This is a genomic window from Nocardia sp. NPDC047654 (assembly GCF_043205035.1).
GTDB lineage: Bacteria > Actinomycetota > Actinomycetes > Mycobacteriales > Mycobacteriaceae > Nocardia.
The window spans coordinates 1-16,378 of sequence record NZ_JBIDDF010000025.1; the positions used below are offsets into that span (position 1 = coordinate 1).

13 protein-coding genes, 1 tRNA gene and 1 pseudogene are annotated in these 16,378 nt (G+C 68.5%); 7 read left to right on the top strand and 8 right to left on the bottom strand.

Annotated elements, in window-relative coordinates:
* From ACGF7Y_RS34320 to ACGF7Y_RS34330, 3 genes are all read right to left on the bottom strand, one after another.
* The coding region (locus ACGF7Y_RS34320; protein WP_393241451.1) for an amino acid adenylation domain-containing protein at positions 1 to 1,565 on the bottom strand (1,565 nt) is incomplete at its 3' end.
* A 293-nt stretch (positions 1,566 to 1,858) separates the two neighbouring features.
* The gene (locus ACGF7Y_RS34325) at positions 1,859 to 2,842 is read right to left on the bottom strand and encodes a DNA-binding response regulator (RefSeq protein WP_393241454.1); all 984 of its coding nucleotides are present in this window, start codon (positions 2,840 to 2,842) and stop codon (positions 1,859 to 1,861) included.
* Between the two features lie 143 nt (positions 2,843 to 2,985).
* Positions 2,986 to 3,858 (bottom strand): peptidoglycan DD-metalloendopeptidase family protein, encoded by an 873-nt coding sequence (locus ACGF7Y_RS34330; RefSeq protein WP_393241457.1) that lies wholly within the window; start codon positions 3,856 to 3,858, stop codon positions 2,986 to 2,988.
* Between the two features lie 189 nt (positions 3,859 to 4,047).
* Between ACGF7Y_RS34330 and ACGF7Y_RS34335 the strand changes: the two genes are divergently transcribed.
* From ACGF7Y_RS34335 to ACGF7Y_RS34345, 3 genes are all read left to right on the top strand, one after another.
* Positions 4,048 to 5,112 (top strand): nitronate monooxygenase, encoded by a 1,065-nt coding sequence (locus ACGF7Y_RS34335; RefSeq protein ID WP_393241460.1) that lies wholly within the window; start codon positions 4,048 to 4,050, stop codon positions 5,110 to 5,112.
* A 59-nt stretch (positions 5,113 to 5,171) separates the two neighbouring features.
* Positions 5,172 to 5,564, top strand: coding sequence for an SCO5389 family protein (locus ACGF7Y_RS34340; protein WP_040871825.1), 393 nt, complete (start codon positions 5,172 to 5,174; stop codon positions 5,562 to 5,564).
* A 124-nt stretch (positions 5,565 to 5,688) separates the two neighbouring features.
* Complete coding sequence (locus tag ACGF7Y_RS34345) at positions 5,689 to 6,237, top strand: HD domain-containing protein (RefSeq protein ID WP_393241463.1); 549 nt, start codon at positions 5,689 to 5,691, stop codon at positions 6,235 to 6,237.
* Between the two features lie 15 nt (positions 6,238 to 6,252).
* On the opposite strand, the gene ACGF7Y_RS34350 is transcribed toward ACGF7Y_RS34345, so the two are convergent.
* The 4 genes from ACGF7Y_RS34350 to ACGF7Y_RS34365 form a co-directional block, all read right to left on the bottom strand.
* On the bottom strand, positions 6,253 to 7,890 hold the full coding sequence (locus ACGF7Y_RS34350; protein WP_393241466.1) for a long-chain fatty acid--CoA ligase: 1,638 nt from the start codon (positions 7,888 to 7,890) through the stop codon (positions 6,253 to 6,255).
* An 874-nt stretch (positions 7,891 to 8,764) separates the two neighbouring features.
* The gene (locus ACGF7Y_RS34355; RefSeq protein ID WP_393241469.1) at positions 8,765 to 9,787 is read right to left on the bottom strand and encodes a cation diffusion facilitator family transporter; all 1,023 of its coding nucleotides are present in this window, start codon (positions 9,785 to 9,787) and stop codon (positions 8,765 to 8,767) included.
* On the bottom strand, positions 9,784 to 10,179 hold the full coding sequence (locus ACGF7Y_RS34360; RefSeq protein WP_393241472.1) for an ArsR/SmtB family transcription factor: 396 nt from the start codon (positions 10,177 to 10,179) through the stop codon (positions 9,784 to 9,786). The genes ACGF7Y_RS34355 and ACGF7Y_RS34360 overlap by 4 nt, the downstream gene beginning before the upstream one ends.
* Before the next feature lie 118 nt (positions 10,180 to 10,297).
* Positions 10,298 to 10,483: a hypothetical protein gene (locus tag ACGF7Y_RS34365; RefSeq protein WP_393241475.1), complete on the bottom strand. Its 186-nt coding sequence runs from the start codon at positions 10,481 to 10,483 to the stop codon at positions 10,298 to 10,300.
* Between the two features lie 243 nt (positions 10,484 to 10,726).
* Here ACGF7Y_RS34365 and ACGF7Y_RS34370 point away from each other — a divergent pair, with 243 nt between their 5' ends.
* From ACGF7Y_RS34370 to ACGF7Y_RS34385, 4 genes are all read left to right on the top strand, one after another.
* Positions 10,727 to 11,869, top strand: a complete 1,143-nt coding sequence (locus ACGF7Y_RS34370; protein WP_040871819.1) for an acyl-CoA dehydrogenase family protein — start codon at positions 10,727 to 10,729, stop codon at positions 11,867 to 11,869.
* 158 nt (positions 11,870 to 12,027) lie between these two features.
* Positions 12,028 to 13,500: a flavin-containing monooxygenase gene (locus ACGF7Y_RS34375; protein WP_393241478.1), complete on the top strand. Its 1,473-nt coding sequence runs from the start codon at positions 12,028 to 12,030 to the stop codon at positions 13,498 to 13,500.
* A 74-nt stretch (positions 13,501 to 13,574) separates the two neighbouring features.
* Positions 13,575 to 14,351: a DUF1542 domain-containing protein gene (locus ACGF7Y_RS34380; RefSeq protein ID WP_393241481.1), complete on the top strand. Its 777-nt coding sequence runs from the start codon at positions 13,575 to 13,577 to the stop codon at positions 14,349 to 14,351.
* 90 nt (positions 14,352 to 14,441) lie between these two features.
* Positions 14,442 to 14,517, top strand: a tRNA-Arg gene (locus ACGF7Y_RS34385).
* Between the two features lie 849 nt (positions 14,518 to 15,366).
* Here the strand turns inward: ACGF7Y_RS34385 and ACGF7Y_RS34390 are convergent.
* Positions 15,367 to 16,367, bottom strand: a pseudogene (locus tag ACGF7Y_RS34390) (IS3 family transposase); the annotation flags it as partial.
* Positions 16,368 to 16,378 lie beyond the last annotated feature (11 nt).

Genomic DNA, 16,378 nt, shown 5'->3' on the forward strand with positions numbered 1-16,378 from the left:
GCCCGATCCAACTTCCCCACCGGCGTCAACGGAATCTCCCGCAACACCATGATCGACGCCGGAATCATGTAAGCAGGCAACGACTCACCGATGAACTCGGCGAGCGCGCCGGTGTCCACATCGGCCCCGGGCCGCGGCAGCACATAGGACACCAGCGCGGTCGCGCCGGAGGGCAGCGTCTTGCCGAGAGTGGCCGCGAAGTCGATGTCCGGGTGGCCGGTGAGCGCGTTGTCGATCTCGCCGAGTTCGATGCGGAAACCGCGGATCTTCACCTGGAAGTCCGAGCGGCCCAAGTATTCGATGACGCCGTCCTGGCCCGCGGACTCGGTGCGGCGCACCAGGTCTCCGGTGCGGTAGAGCCGCGCTCCGGGGTTGCCGGTGTCGGCGCCGAACGGACTGGCGACGAATCGCTCCGCGGTCAGGCCCGGTCGGTTGAGATAGCCCTGCGCCAGCGCGTGACCGGTCAGATACAGCTCGCCGACCACCCCGGCGGGCACCGGCCGCAGCCGCGAGTCCAGCACGAACGCCCCGACTCCAGGGATGGCCGTACCGATCGTGATGGGCTCGCCCGGTGTCATCGGCGGCGTACTGGTGGCCAGGATCGTCGCCTCGGTGGGCCCGTAGCCGTTGTAGAACTCGCGCTCGGCCGCCCAGCGAGCGACCAGTTCGGGTCCGAACTTGTCGCCGGCCACCACGACGGCCTGCAGGTCGTCCAGCCCCGCCGGATCCACCGATTCCAGGGCCCCCGGCGTGATGAGCATGTGCGTGACGTGCTCGCGCCGCAGCAGATCCGCCAACTCGAAACCGCCGAACACCGACGGCGGCGCGATCACCAGCGTCGCGCCGGTGGAGAAGGCCAGCAGCAGTTCGAGCACCGAGACGTCGAAGTTCGGCGAGCAGACGTGCAGAACGCGCGAATCCTCCGTCACCCCGTAGTGCTCGCGCTCCGCGGTCACGAGTCCCGCGAGACCGCTGTGCGAGACCACGACGCCCTTGGGCTTGCCGGTGGACCCGGAGGTGTAGATGACATAGGCCGGGTGCCGCTCGTCCAGCGGACGGACCCGGTCGGTGTAGGAGATGGGGTGCTCCGGGCGCGCGGCGATGCGCGCGGCCTGCACCGGGTCGTCCAGCTCGATCCAGTACACGCCGGTGCCCAGCACCGGGCGGTGCGCCGAGGTGGTCAGGCCGACCGTGGCGCCGGAGTCGGCGAGGATGTGGTTGATGCGATCGGTGGGGTACGTCGGATCCACCGGCACATACGCCGCGCCGGTCTTGGCGATGGCCCAGACGGCGAGCACCGACTCCACGCTGCGCGAGATTCCGATGGCGACCACGTCGCCCGGCCCGACACCGCGCTCGATCAGCTCCCTGGCCAGCCGGGAGGACGCCGCGTCCAGCTCGGCGTAGGTGAGTTCCCGATCGTCGGCCGGATCTCCCGTGGGGTTGAACCGGATCGCGACCTCGGTGGCGGCGGACTCGACGGCGGCGGTGAGCAGCTGCGCGAACAGCGGACTGCCCGACCTGCGGCGACGGCTACCGCGAGCAGAGCGACGGGCGGTTTCCATTCGAGTGCATTCACCTCTCGCATCGAGCCAGGACCCGGGCCGTACCCTGCGCAGGGTTCGTTATCCGGGGCCAGCGCGGACCGAGCAATCATATAGGGGCTTGACTGCCCAACCCGCGCGCTGTATCGGATTGCCGCGGCTGCCGTCGGTGGCGGTCCGCGTCCCCCTTTCGGTGCTGTCCTCTCGTCGAGCGCCGCCCACTCCCCCATGGAATCGGTGTCTTGCGTGATGCCTGCCGTTATATCGGCGCCGAGTCCCTCATGTTGCACGACTCGTTCGATCGGTGAGCTTGCTCACAGCCACCCGCGCCGGGTTGCCTGCACCCCCGCCTGGAATCTCGTGCTCGCGCCGAGACGCTCCAGCAGCCGGGCGGTCCGGCGGACCACCGTGCGCCGGGACATCCCGAGCCTGCGCGCGATGGTGTCGTCGGTGGCGCCCAGTCCCATCAAGGTCAGGATCGCGCGGTCACGTTCGTCCAGCGCCTCGGCGGCCGGATTCACCGATATGGGCGCGGCCATCGTCCACAGTATGTCGAAGGTCTTGACCAACAGCTCGAGCGTGGGGGACCCCGTGATGCGCAGACCCATCGGATCGGGCCTGCGTTCGTCGGCGTGCAACACCAGGCTGGCGCGCTCGTCGTCGCTGATGATCAGCTTGAACGGCGGCTCCGGCAGCGTTCTGGCCTGTGCGCCGCTGGCATTGGTGGACAGCGCGTGCCGCAAGCGCTCCGGATCCTGGTAGACGGTGTCCTGATACAAGGTCTGATAGCGGATTCCTTCGCCGAGCCTGGTCCGCTTGAGCTCGAACAGCTGGCGCTCGCGTTCCGGATCGCTGAGATAGGGGCCGCGCTCGACCAGCTTGACGCAGCTGCGCGCGCCGGTCTGCATCTCCTCGAAATCCGCCAGCATCTCCAGCCGCTCGTACACCGGCACCACCGCGCCGTTGCCGCGGGGCGAGCGGCGCACCGAACGGAACGTCTCGCTCAAGCGCGCCGCGGCCGCGTGCATCTGGTTGATCTCCTGCTGTCTGCGCCGCGCCTCGGCTTCGGACAACGATTCCGGTGCGTGCGCGTCCCACAGCGGTTCGCCCTCGGGCGACTCGACGCGGACCGCGGCGCGCAATTCACACAACACATCCAACGAGTCCGCGGCGAGGTCTTCCGAAACGCCCAGGTACTGCGCGATATCGGCGAGACTCGACCGCGGATGGTGCACCAGCACGGCGTAGACGCGGCCGTGCGGTGACCCAGGCTCGAAGATGTCGCCCAGCTCGATCACGGCCCGAGCCTAGCGACCGACCGGTGCCCATGGGGCGGCTCTGAAAGACCCGCGCACCAACCGCTTCCCGCATTACCTCGTCGCGGGAAGCTCCGCTGCGCGCAACCGTGCGCTGACCGGAATATCAAGCTGGACAGGAGAAGTCAGTGCGCGGACGGGCCCCACTGCAACGGCACGCCCTTCGCTGCCAGGTACGGCATCGGGTCGATCTTGGTGCCCGCCTGGTCCCAGATCTCCAGGTGCAGGTGCGGACCGGTGGACTGCCCCCGGTTACCGACGGTGGCGATCACGTCGCCCGCGTTCACGCGCTGCCCGGCGTGCACGAACATCTCGTTCACGTGGCCGTAGACCGCGGTGGTGCCGTCGTCCTGCAGCACGCGCACCCACAGGCCGAAACCGGAAGCCGGTCCCGCCTCGATCACGGTGCCGCTGCTGACCGAGTGGATCGGCGCGCCCAGCGCGTCGGCGAAGTCGAGGCCGTAGTGCATGGCGCCCCAGCGGCTGCCGAAGCCGGAGCTGATCTCACCGGCCACGGGGCGCACCGCGGGCGCCGGAGCGACCTGCTGCTGCACGCCCTTGAGGACCTCTTCGGCCTGAGCCAAGGGGGCCGCGATCTCCGGGGGAAGATTGGGAATGCCGAACGGAGCGGCGACCGGGGCCGCGATCTGCCCGGCGACCGCGGCGGGCTCCGGCGCGGCCTGCGCGACCGGCTCGGCGACCTTCGCCTCGGCGATCGGCAGGATGCTCGTACCCTTCACGGTGGAAGGCGCGGCCTGCGTCTCCTCGTCGGCATCGTGGGAGCCGGGCAGCAACGGCGACGCGTAGGCGATCGCGGGAGCGACTTGGCTGGCGGCGCCGATCAAAGCGCCCGCGGCGACCGCTGCGGTCGCGGCGGCCTTCACGCGCTCGGTGGCGGACGGCTCGGCGCGGTGCCGCGTCGGCCGGCCCGTTTCGCCGCCGTCGCCGAGGAGGCTCTGGACGGTAATGGAACTGGGGCCTACACGGTGCTGCGACAAAGCTGAGTCCTCGGTCGTAGAACAGGGTCCGGGATGCCGGAGCCCGAGCCGAACCGGGTTCGATAACGATCCGGTGAAGCCGAGCGGATAACGGTTTGGCATCCGTCGTGACGGGAACTCTACCGCGTCGTGACCATTCCGCAACCTTCCAGCGGAAAATAGCTGGTGAGGCCCGGGTCACATGTCCAGATGCGCGACAATCGGTGCGTGATCCTCGACCAGGCGGACGTTCCGATCGTGCTGGCCCCGATGGCGGGCGGCCCATCCACTCCCGAGCTGACCGCCGCGGTGGCCGAGGCGGGCGGGTTCGCCCAGCTGGCCGCCGGCTATCTGAGCGCGGCCGACACCGCGGCGCGGATCGCGGCGACGCGCGCGGCCACCGGCAAGCCGTTCGGCGTGAACCTCTTCGTACCCGGCCCACCGACCCCCGCCGCGGACCTGGCGGACTATCTCGCCGAACTCGGCGCCGACCACACGCTCGGGGATCCGCGCTACGACACCGACGACTGGGACGCCAAGCTCGACCTGCTCGTCGCCGACCCGGTCGCCGCCGTGTCGTTCACTTTCGGGTGCCCGAGCGCCGCGGAGATAGGGCGGCTGCACGCCGCCGGTTCCGAAATCTGGGTGACCGTCACCTCGGTCGACGAGGCGCGCGTCGCGGTCGAGGCGGGCGCCGACGTGCTCATCGCCCAGGGCGCGGAGGCGGGCGGGCACCGCGCGACCTTCGTGGACCGCCCTGCGGACGACACCGCCGACCCGCTCGGCCTGCTGGCACTCCTGCAATTGCTCACCGCCGCCACGAACCGGCCCCTGGTGGCCACCGGCGGCCTCGCGACCGGCGCGGGCATCGCCGCCGCCCTCGCGGCGGGCGCCGCGGCCGCGCAACTGGGCACAGCATTCCTGCGCTGCCCCGAAGCAGGCACCAACCAGGTGCACCGTACCGCCTTGACCGCCGACACCCCGACGATGCTCACGCGAGCGTTCACCGGACGCAGGGCACGCGGGTTGCGCAACCGATTCCTGCTGCGGCACAGCGCGACCGCGCCGGTGGGATACCCGGAGATCCACTACGCCACCGCCCCGCTGCGGGCCGCCGCGCGCGCGGCAGGCAACCCGGACGAGGTCAATCTCTGGGCCGGTCAAACTCATACGCTGACCCCCGAGCTACCCGCGGGAGAACTGGTCGCCCACCTGGCGGCCGACACGAAAGCCGCACTGGAAAAAGCTCTTTCACGCCGAATCCAGCATTATTGACAACGACTTTCGATTAGACTCGGGCATCGCATCGACGTCCAGCACTGGAGGAGAGCGCCATGTCCCTTGATGTCCCCACCGCAATACTGGAACGCGCCGAGCGCGGCGAGGTCGACGACGCCGACTTCGTCGAGGTCGTCCGCAACTCGCTGCCGTACGCCTGGGAAGTGGTCAGCCGCGTGGCCGCCGACCTGCGTTCCGGCACGGAGGAATACGCCGACAACACGATCGCGCCGCCCGACGACGTGGCACGCGGACAACTGCTGCGCGCCATGGCTTCCGACGCGATTCGCGGTGGACTGGAGCGGCACTTCGGCGTGAAGCTCGCCTTCCAGAACTGCCACCGGGTCGCCGCCTTCCCGCTCGCGGCGGTCGGCGGCGACACCTACAGCACGTTCATCAGCACCCGGGCCCAGTTGCTCAACCAGAGCCCGGAACTGCGCAACTGCTGATCTACGAGCTGAACACCCGGCGCGGCAGATTGATTCGCCCGCGCCGGGTGTTTGCGTCCATCCGGCGCCGCGCCCGCGCGTCGCCGCCGTCGACGGCGGTCGGTTGCGCGTAGGGTCAACCGCCATGAGCAGCAACGATCTTCGCGATGAGGTCGAAGCCCGGCTCGCGCCGTGGCAGCAACAGCTCGGGCCGGACCGCGCCGCCTACACCAACCACGTGCTGCGCGTCCTGACGCTGTGCGACCTCTTGGCCGCCGACCAGCAACCTCGACCGAGCACGCGCGAGGAGTTCTTGACCGCGGCCGTCCTGCACGACATCGGCATCTGGTCGGCGGGCAGCTTCGACTACCTCGCCCCCTCGTGCGACCAGGCACGCGCGTGGCTGGCCAGCATCGACCGCGACGACTCGACCGGGCTGGTGGTGTCGATGATCGATCAGCATCACAAGCTGCGCCCGGCGGGGCCGCCGCACGACCCGGTCGAGATCTTCCGGCGCGCCGACGCCATCGACGTCGAACGGGGGTTGCTCGGCCGGTTCGGCATCTCCCGCGGAACCTACCGCGACTTGGCGAAGCGCTACCCGAACCACGGTTTCCACCGCAGGCTCGTATCGCTGGCCGCGCGGCGGCTGCGGACCCACCCCACGTCACCACTGCCGATGCTGAAGTGGTGACGCGGGGCGGCGCGGTCAGCCGAGCGTGGTGACTTCCAGGTCGCCGTCGGCGTACTGGCTGCGCAGCCGCTTCTTGTCGAACTTGCCCACACTGGTCTTGGGAACCTCGGCGATGAACGCCCAGCGTTCCGGCAACTGCCACTTGGCGAACTTGTCGGCCAGGAAGTCGCGCAGGTCTTCGGGTTTCACCTCGGCGCCCTCGGCGAGGACGACCGCCACCAGCGGGCGCTCGTCCCACTTCTCGTCCGGCACGCCGATCACCGCGGCCTCGGCCACCGCGGGATGGCCGATCACGGCGTTCTCCAGATCCACCGACGAGATCCACTCGCCACCGGACTTGATCACGTCCTTGGAGCGGTCCACCAGCGTGAGGTAGCCGTCGGGGCTGATCTTGCCGACATCGCCGGTGCGCAGCCAGCCCTCGTCGAACTTCTCCGGATCGACCACCGCGTCGTCCGGCGAATAGTACGAGCCGGTGATCCACGGCCCGCGCACTTCCAGCTCGCCCAGCGACACACCGTCGTTGGGCACCACGCCGTCGTCACCGACCAGACGCGCGCGAACACCGGCCGGGAAGCGGCCCTGGGTCACCCGGTAGGCCCACTTCTCGTCGTCGGTGACCGCGGTGGCGGGCGGATGCGCGACGCTGCCCAACGGCGAGGTCTCGGTCATGCCCCACGCGTGCAGCACCCGCACGCCGTGGGAGTCCTCGAAGGTGCGCATCATCGACGGCGGCACCGCCGAGCCGCCCACCACCACCGAGCGCAGGTGCGTGATGTCCTGCGGATTCGCCGCCAGCGCCGCCAGCACCCCACCCCAGATCGTCGGCACCGCGGCGGCGAACGACGGCTTCTGCGCGGCCATCATCTCCAGCAACGGGCCCGGCTGCAGGAACCGGTCCGGCATCAACAGATTCGACCCCGACATCAGCGCCGCGTACGGCAGGCCCCAGGCGTTCGCGTGGAACAGCGGGACGATCGCCAGAATGGTGTCGGTTTCGAACAGGCCCATCCCGTTGTTCGCGGCCACCTGCATGGCGTGCAGCCAGTTCGAGCGATGCGAGTACACCACGCCCTTCGGATCGCCCGTGGTGCCGGAGGTGTAGCACATCGCCGCGGCGGAACGCTCGTCGATCACCGGGAAGTCGTAGGTGTCCGGCTGCGCGCCGAGCAACTCGGTGTAGGAGTGCACCTGCACGCCCTCGGGCGCGGTGAGCGTCGCCGCGTCACCGTTGACCACGATGACGTGGCGGACCGTGGTCAGGTGCGGCAGGATCTGGCTGAACAGCGGCACCAGCGTGCCGTCCACCAGCACCACTTGGTCCTCGGCGTGATCGGCCACGTAGACGACCTGGTCGGGGAACAACCGGATGTTCAGCGCGTGCAGCACCGCGCCCATCGCGGGCACCGCGATGTAGGCGACCAGGTGCTCGTTGTTGTTCCACATGAACGTGCCGACCCGATCGCCGACCCCGATGCCCAACGAGCGCAGCGCGTTCGCCAACCGCGCCGATTCGGCGCCGACCTCACGGTAGGTCATGGTGCGCACGCCGGTACCTGTCCAGGTGGACACGGTGGAATCGCCGGCGAACGTCGATGCGTAGCGCAGCAACGTGGCCAGCGACAACGGCTCGTCCTGCATGGTGCTCAACATCGGAACTCCTTTTTCTTCGGTGACTTCCCGTCAGAAAGCCAAGTCGATTTCGGCCGACGCGCTCCCGTCGAGCACCCGAGACAGCGCCACATCGCCCGTGCAGCCGAGGCGACCGAAGACGCGGGCGGACATCGGGGCCGAACAGGCTGAACGCCCGGCCGACGAGCATCGGCCGCGGCCGAAGACACGATTCACCAGCGACGTCTGGTCCGGTTCGATCCGGGATCGCGGAGCCAGCGCTGTCGCGAGGATTTCCGGCCGCGTCACCACGCCGGACCGACGCGCGAGCACCTGTCCGCTCATGCTGACTCCCGCTTCGTAACAGACGGAATCGGGAAAGTGGGGGCCGATCGCCACGTGCGGTTCCAGCGGTTAGCGTTCGATGAGCAGGGGCACGGCGAACACCGTGACGCCGTCGGACTCGGAGTCGATACCGAACGGAGTGCTGCGCCGACCGGCCCATCGGAGCCGCTGCCGCACGCTCGGCCCAGCGCCCCTTCCGGAAAGAAGCCGGCGAAACGCCCTGCCACGCCGATCACCGCGGCGTCGGGATCTTCCGGGATGCGGCTGCGTAAGACCAGGTCGGGAAGCTCAGCAGAAGTCGGTACACGCGGCGGCATGGTTCAGCACGCACCGACCATGAGCCACATCACACCGGCGATGCTACCCAACGGTAGGCGGCCTCGAGCAAGGCCGACGGGGCATTCGCACGCGTCCCTATCCGATGGCACACGCCCTCAGTTTCCCTGGTCAGCTCGGCGCTTCGACCTCGGTGGACACACGCTCGGTTCCCAACCCTCCGGGGACCGCGACGGTAGCGGATGCCAGGCCCTGCCGCACCCGGCACCGCGACCCCGATGGCAACTGCCCGGCTTCACGCTGTGCCCGGCAGCGCGACCTCGGTATGCGCCGGATAGGCGTGGACCACAGCCGTGTCCAGTTTGGGCACCACGTGGGTGAGGGTGTGCTGTGCCTCGTGCGCGAGGTGATGGGCGTCCGCGAGCGTGATCGTCGGGGCGACGTCCAGTTCGACGTCGGCGTGCAGCCGATGGCCGATCCATCGCATCCGCAGGCTGCGCACGCCCTGCACGCCCGGCTCCGCGGACAACGCCCGCTCGGCCGCGGTGACCAACTCGGGCTCGACGGCGTCCATCAACCGGCGCAGGACGTCGCGCGCCGCGGTCCGCAGCATCGCGAGAATCGCGACGGTGATGAGCAGCCCGACGATCGGGTCGGCGAGCGGAAAGCCCAGCGCCACTCCCCCCGCCCCGAGCAGGACCGCCAGCGAGGTGAACCCGTCGGTGCGCGCGTGCAGACCGTCGGCGACCAGTGCCGCCGAGCCGATTCGCCGCCCCACCCGGATCCGGTACAGCGCCACCGTCTCGTTGCCGAGGAATCCGATCAACCCGGCTGCGGCGACCCAACCCAAGTGGTCGAGCGGTACCGGATCGAGCAGTCTGCGCACCGCCTCGTATCCGGCGATCAGCGCGGACAGGGCGATCATCGCGACGACGAAGAGCCCGGCCAGGTCCTCGGCCCGGCCGAAGCCGTAGGTGTAGCGCCTGGTCGCGGCCTTGCGGCCGAGGGCGAACGCGATCCACAGGGGAACCGCGGTCAGCGCGTCGGAGAAGTTGTGCACGGTGTCCGCGGCCAGCGCCACCGAGCCGGACGCGACGACGATCACCAGTTGCAGCACCGCGGTGCACCCGAGCACCACCAGGCTGATCCCGACCGCCCGGATGCCGACCGCGCTCGCCTCCAGCGCGTCATCGATGCTGTCGGCCGCGTCGTGGCTGTGCGGGACGAAGACTTCCCGCAACGCGCCGATCGCGCTCGACCGATGGCGGTGCTGATGCCCGGCATGGTGGTGATGATGATGCTGATGCCGGTGGGTCATGACGCACTCGCCTCGTCCCGGCCCGGGAGTTCCCGCACCGCGCCCGCGCCGCGATGGTGCGCGGGGACACCGGGCCCCGCATGCTCGGCGTTGCACACCGCGTCCACCACCAACTGCCGGACGTGCTCGTTCTCCAGCCGGTAGAAGATCGTCGTCCCCGATCGGCGGGTGCTCACCAACCGCGCCATCCGCAGCTTGGCCAGATGCTGCGATACCGAAGGCGCCGGTTTGCCGACTCGCGCGGCCAGATCGTTCACCGACAGTTCGCGATCCACCAGCGCCCAGAGCACCTGCACACGCGTCGGATCGGCGAGCATGCGGAACACCTCGACAACCAGTCCGACCTGATCCTCGGCGAGACGCGGCCGCCATTCCTGGCTATCTGCATTCATACGCAGATATTAGAACGGATCGCGGCGCGGAACCAGGTCTCCGGGCCGATGCGGCGGCGGCACCCCCTGCGTTGCCGCCGACGCACCGGTCGACCCCGAATCCCAACAGCTTCCTGTCTTAGTCGAGTGTGGCGTCACTGCGCCAGACGATCGAAGGGATATCACCCGAATGAGACGAACCAATCGCGCAGCTGCGCACTCCATTTCGGACCACGCCCGATGAAACGGTGATGACCAGCACGAATGATCCGGCGGCGGCCGAAAAGTTCACGCGCACCTGCGCGCACAGCTGCACGTGCAGCACGGGCCGCGTGAGCGTCCCGGCACCTCGGCCGCACCGGCTGCGCCACCGGCGATCCGGACATTCTGCACCGAACCGGGCGCGTTCGCGGGAATCCTGTCCGTACCGTGATCTCCGCCCGCGCCCACCGGTTCATCCACCCCCGACGACGGTTCGCCGATCACCGCCCCCGGACGAGCGGACCGATCCCCGCCGACGCCCGGTTACTGTGAATCACGAGAATCGAGCGACCGCGGAGTAGACGACATGCCAGTGGACCGAATGCTGCCCACCCCCGAAGCCAGGGACCTGCTGGAACTGACCCGCGACATCGCCGACAAGGTGCTCGAGCCGCGCGTGGCCGAGTGCGAGAAGACCGGGATCTTCCCCGATGGCGTCTTCCCCGCGCTGGGCGCCGCCGGACTGCTCAGCCTGCCGTATCCGGAGGAATACGGCGGCGGCGCGCAACCCTACGAGGTGTACCTCCAGGTGCTCGAGGAACTCGCCGCCCGCTGGGCCGCGGTCGCCGTCGCCGTCAGCGTGCACAGTCTCAGCTGCCATCCGCTGTTCGCGTTCGGCACCGAGGAGCAGAAGCAGCGCTGGCTTGCCGGCATGCTTTCCGGCGAGACCATCGGCGCATACAGCCTGTCCGAGCCGCACGCCGGTTCCGACGCGGCCGCGCTGCGCTGCCGCGCCACCCCGGTCGAGGGCGGCTACCGGATCACCGGCGCCAAAGCCTGGATCACCAACGGTGGCCGCGCCGACTTCTACACGCTGTTCGCCCGCACCGGCGAAGGCTCCCGTGGCATCTCCTGCTTCCTCGTCCCCGGCGACACCGAGGGACTGAGTTTCGGCAAACCCGAGGAGAAGATGGGCTTGCGCGCCGTGCCCACCACCACCGCCGCCTACGACGACGCGTTCCTGCCCGCCGAACGTCGCGTCGGCGCGGAGGGCCAGGGCCTCTCCATCGCCTTCAGCGCCTTGGACTCCGGCCGCCTCGGCATCGCCGCCGTCGCCACCGGCCTGGCGCAGCGCGCCCTCGACGAGGCCGTCGCGTACGCCAAGGAGCGCGAGGCCTTCGGCCGCCACATCATCGACCACCAGGGGCTCGGCTTCGTACTCGCCGACATGGCCGCCGCGGTCGACTCCGCCCGCGCCACCTACCTCGACGCCGCCCGCCGCCGCGACGCGGGGCTGCCGTACTCGCGCCAGGCCAGCGTGGCCAAACTCGTCGCCACCGACGCCGCCATGAAGGTCACCACCGACGCGGTCCAGGTCTTCGGCGGCTATGGCTACACCCAGGATTTCCCCGTCGAGCGGTACATGCGCGAGGCCAAGGTGATGCAGATCTTCGAAGGCACCAACCAGATTCAGCGTTTGGTCATCGCACGCCAGCTCGCGGGCAACTGATGCCGGGGCGCCTGCGCGAATAAATCGGGCACGATCGAGCGGTCCATGTTCCGCGCGGGCCGGGCGTGGCCGCACCGCGACCACGCGTGGCCGAAAATGCCGATTGATTGACCGCGGATGTCTTCGGACCTGCGAATACTGTTTCGTACCCTCGAAACATGACGACGCCGTCCATCATCATCATCGGAGCCGGATTCGGCGGGCTCGGCATGGCACTGGAGCTGCGGCGGGCCGGGTTGGACACTTTCACCATCCTGGAGCGCGCCACCGACCTCGGCGGCGTCTGGCGGGAGAACACCTACCCCGGCGCCGCCTGCGACGTGCCCTCCCCGCTGTACTCCTGGTCCTACGAGCCGAAATCCGATTGGCCACGGCGTTTCTCCGAACAGCGCGACATCCACGCGTACATGCGAGGCGTCGCCGACAAGCACGGCCTGCGGCGCTTCATCCGCTTCGGCACCGAGGTGACCGACGCGGAGTTCGACGAGCGCACCGGCCGGTGGACCGTCCGTACGGCCGACGGAGCGCAACTGACCGCCGACATCCTCATCCCCGCGGTCGGCCAGCTCTCGCGTCCCGCCCTGCCGAACATTCCGGGCATCGACACCTTCACCGGCGCCGCCTTCCACTCCGCCGAGTGGGACCACGACGTCGACCTGACCGGTAAGCGCATCGCCTGCATCGGCACCGGAGCCAGCGCGATTCAGTACATCCCGCGAATCCAGCCGGACGCCGCCCACCTCACGCTGTTCCAGCGATCGGCGGCCTGGGTGCTGCCGAAAGCCGACGTCGAGTACAGCGCCCTGCACCACGCGCTGTTCAAGTACTTCCCACCCAGCCGTCTCGCCGAGCGCTTCGCCATCTGGTCCGTCTTCGAACTGCTCGCCCTCGGACTCACCGACATCCCGGCGATCAAGACCCCCGTGATCGCCCTGGCCGACCGCCACCGCGAAAAGCAGGTTCCCGACGCCGAACTGCGCGCGAAACTGACGCCCGACTACGCGGCGGGCTGCAAGCGCGGACTGTTCTCCAACGAGTACTTCCCGGCGCTCGCGCAGCCGAACGTCACCGTGGAGACCACCGCCATCGAGTCGATCACGCCGACCGGAATCCGCACCGCCGACGGCGTCGAGCACGAAGTGGACGTCATCGTCTTCGGCACCGGCTTCAAGGGCACCGAGTTCCTGGCGCCGATGAACATCTACGGCCTCGGCGGCCGCAAGCTGGCCGACGTCTGGGGCGATGAAGGCGCCCGCGCCTACCTCGGCCTGTCCGTGCCGCAGTTCCCGAACCTGTTCCTGATGTACGGCCCGAACACCAACGTCGGCGCGGGCTCCATCATCTACATGCTCGAATCCCAAGCCCGCTACATCCGCCAGGTCGTGCGCTACCTCGCCGACCGCCCCGGCCGCTACCTCGCCGCCCGCCCCACCGCCGACCAGCACTGGGACGACTGGCTACAGCGCCGCCTGAAGGACACCCCCTGGAACTTCTGCTCCAGCTGGTACCGCAACGCCTCCGGCCGGATCACCAACAACTGGCCCGGCGCCACCGTCCTCTACCGCTGGAAGACCCGCAACTTCGACCCCGCCGACTACGACGAGGCGCAAGCGGCCGCGACAACGCGCTGACCCGACACACCGAGCCCGACCTCAGCTATTGGTCAGTAAACTGAACTGGTCCGAGGTCCGGCGGAAGAGGTGCCATGTGGTGGCTACTGATCGTGCTGATGCTGATAGCGCTGATCGCCTTCCTGGCATGGCGGACACAGCAGGGCAAACAGCGCGAAGCCACTGAACTCGCCGACGCTCTCGCCGACGCCCGGCAAGTGAACGAACGACTGGGCGGCCAGGTCTACAGCCTCTCCGGCAGCAACGACGCCGCCGTCCAGGCACTCGCCGACGCTTCCGAACGGCATCTCGCGGCAGGCGCACAACTCGACCAGGCCCGCACCCCCACACAAGCACGACTGGCGAAGCAGACCGCCCTGGAAGGGCTCTACTACATCAAGGCCGCGCGGACCGCGATGAACATGGACCCGGGCCCCGCGATCCCCGCCCTCGACGGCCAGGACACCGCCGGCCAGGTCACGGAGAAGCGCGTAGTCGAATACGAAGGCAGGCAGATCGCGGCCGCACCCGCTCCCTCGCCATCGACGCCCAACTACTACCCCGGCGGCCGAGTGGCCGGGCGGCCGATACCCGCGGGGTGGTACTCCGAGCCCTGGTGGAAACCCGCGTTGATCGCCGGCGCGTGGGGCCTCGGCTCGACCTTGCTGTTCACATCCCTGTTCGCCGGAATGTCCGGAGTGGGCTACGGAGCGTCCGGCTTCGAGAGCGGCTACGGCGAAGGTTTCCAAGACGGGATGGCCGCGGAGGGGGACTACGACTCGGGTGGCGATTACGACGGGGGGTACGACTCGGGCGGCGACTACGGCGGAGGCTTCGACGGAGGCGGAGGCTTCGACGGAGGCGGCTTCTGATCGCTCGCGATATCCCCACGACAGCGATGCGGCTTCCGAGCCCCTCACCCGGTAGACTGCGAACGTCCCGGGCGGGCCCAGCCCACCCACGCCTTCGTAGCTCAGGGGATAGAGCACCGCTCTCCTAAAGCGGGTGTCGCAGGTTCGAATCCTGCCGAGGGCACCAACCTGCGGCGGGTTTCCGCAGGTCAGTGGGCCGCCCATGATTCTTGGACTGCTTCCAGTCCAATCAAATATACGGAAACGTGCACGTCAAGTCGGTTGCCCCAGCGCAAGCCCGTAGGAAACACAAAACATGGGCAACCGTGTCGGACGACCCGCCGTTGAAGATCGGCTGACGTCGCTACGCCCGGCATGCCATCTCAACAGCGCGGCGAGAGCCTCCGCCTGTCCAGCAGTGACGCGCTCGCCTTCCTCACCATCGACGTAATGAACCTCGAAATATGCAGTCAACCCCTCGTACACCACACCCACATCCGAATGGACAAGCATCCGGACCTGGTTGCGGTCCGGTCTCTTCGCTTGCAGCCACTCGGGAGATTCACGATCGGCTCACGCTCCCGCGGTTCTTCACTCGCCGCCGACAGATGCGTAGTGGGACTGGTAACCGGTTTCGGCGATCAGGCCCTCGGCGTCCTCCACCGCCCAGGTTCGTTCGGGCCACTGCCGAGCTCAGGTCGGCAGCTTCCGATTGGCGGCGATGCGGACCGAGCGGCAGTCGGGGTTCGTTGCCAGGTCGAGAGCTGTTGCGGTGTGGGCGGTCTTGTGCGGATCGACGCCGATCAACATCATCAGGTTCTGGCACTTCGCCTCATGCCGACGGGGAATCCACGGCCGACAAAGAACCTCGTACAGAGCTTGTCGCCACACCTCTATCGAGTCAGACCATGAACGGAGACCAGGCAGGTGGACACATCACTGGCAAGTGAACCGCAAGGCGACAGACAGTTCACGCGCGTCAGCCCGCCCGGTTGAACCGCCCCGGCTTTCCTGCCGGTGTTTTACGAGCCGGTAGTCACTCGGCCCATCGGTCTGTGTCAGCGTAGTGCGCTGCCTCGTACTCGGTCGGTGAGATCATGCCCAGACTCGAATGCAAGCACCGGTTGTTGTACCACTCGACCCATGCCGCGGTCGCGTACTCGACATCGGCGATCGTCTTCCACGGACCGTCGTGGAACACCGCCGTGCGGATGCATTCGGCCTTGTAGAGGCCGTTTATGGTCTCCATCAGGGCGTTGTCGTAGGCGTCGCCGACGCTGCCGATCGATGGGCTGATGCCCTCGATCCGCAGATGCTCGGTGAAGCGGATACTGGTGTATTGAGACCCCGCATCGGAATGGCATGTCAACCGACCTCTTTCGACCGGATTATACCTTCATGGCCGCGGCGCCACAGCGCCATCCGTAACGGCACATCGACCAGCTCGACGTCCCGTTTGATCGAGGCATGCCAGCCCACGATCTTCTGGGAGAAGCAGTCCACAATGAACGCGACATACGAAAACGACTGATACGTCCGAACATACGTGAAATCTGTCACCCACTTCCGGTCCGGCGCGACCGCGGTGAAGTCCCGGTCAAGTAGATCAGGTGCTCTGGTGTCGGCCGGGTTCGAGATCGTGGTCCTGGCTCGTTTACCACGCACGACACCGGTCAAGCCGAGCGAGCGCATGGCTCGGTCGACGGCCCCGAACCCGGCGTCGGGGAACAGGGTCCGGCGGATGAGAGCCAGCATCTTGCGCCGGCCATAGAGCCCTTCCGGGGTCAGCACACGCTGCCCGGCGGCGTTGGTGGTGAACGCCAGGGTCCGGATCGCGTCCTGGATCAGGGCGTCGGTCACGGTCCTGGCCGCCGGCCTGTTCCCGGGTCCAGCCGGGGCACACCAGGCCCGCAAGGTTCGTGCCGCGATCTTGAGCCCAGCGGTGCTGAGGGCGATCAAGATCGACTCGACGGCGTGACCAGCAGCGCGCATCTGGTCGGTGAATGCCACGATCAGCGGTTTCGGGGGTCGAGTTCCCCGATGCTCCT

What these genes read in the sequence shown, in the direction of transcription:
- ACGF7Y_RS34355 (WP_393241469.1), bottom strand. Translation starts at nt 9,787, where the DNA reads ATGACCCACCGGCATCAGCATCATCATCACCACCATGCCGGGCATCAG.
- ACGF7Y_RS34335 (WP_393241460.1), top strand. Translation starts at nt 4,048, where the DNA reads ATGCGCGACAATCGGTGCGTGATCCTCGACCAGGCGGACGTTCCGATC.
- ACGF7Y_RS34360 (WP_393241472.1), bottom strand. Translation starts at nt 10,179, where the DNA reads ATGAATGCAGATAGCCAGGAATGGCGGCCGCGTCTCGCCGAGGATCAG.
- ACGF7Y_RS34350 (WP_393241466.1), bottom strand. Translation starts at nt 7,890, where the DNA reads ATGTTGAGCACCATGCAGGACGAGCCGTTGTCGCTGGCCACGTTGCTG.
- ACGF7Y_RS34370 (WP_040871819.1), top strand. Translation starts at nt 10,727, where the DNA reads ATGCCAGTGGACCGAATGCTGCCCACCCCCGAAGCCAGGGACCTGCTG.
- ACGF7Y_RS34345 (WP_393241463.1), top strand. Translation starts at nt 5,689, where the DNA reads ATGAGCAGCAACGATCTTCGCGATGAGGTCGAAGCCCGGCTCGCGCCG.
- ACGF7Y_RS34340 (WP_040871825.1), top strand. Translation starts at nt 5,172, where the DNA reads ATGTCCCTTGATGTCCCCACCGCAATACTGGAACGCGCCGAGCGCGGC.
- ACGF7Y_RS34380 (WP_393241481.1), top strand. Translation starts at nt 13,575, where the DNA reads ATGTGGTGGCTACTGATCGTGCTGATGCTGATAGCGCTGATCGCCTTC.
- ACGF7Y_RS34375 (WP_393241478.1), top strand. Translation starts at nt 12,028, where the DNA reads ATGACGACGCCGTCCATCATCATCATCGGAGCCGGATTCGGCGGGCTC.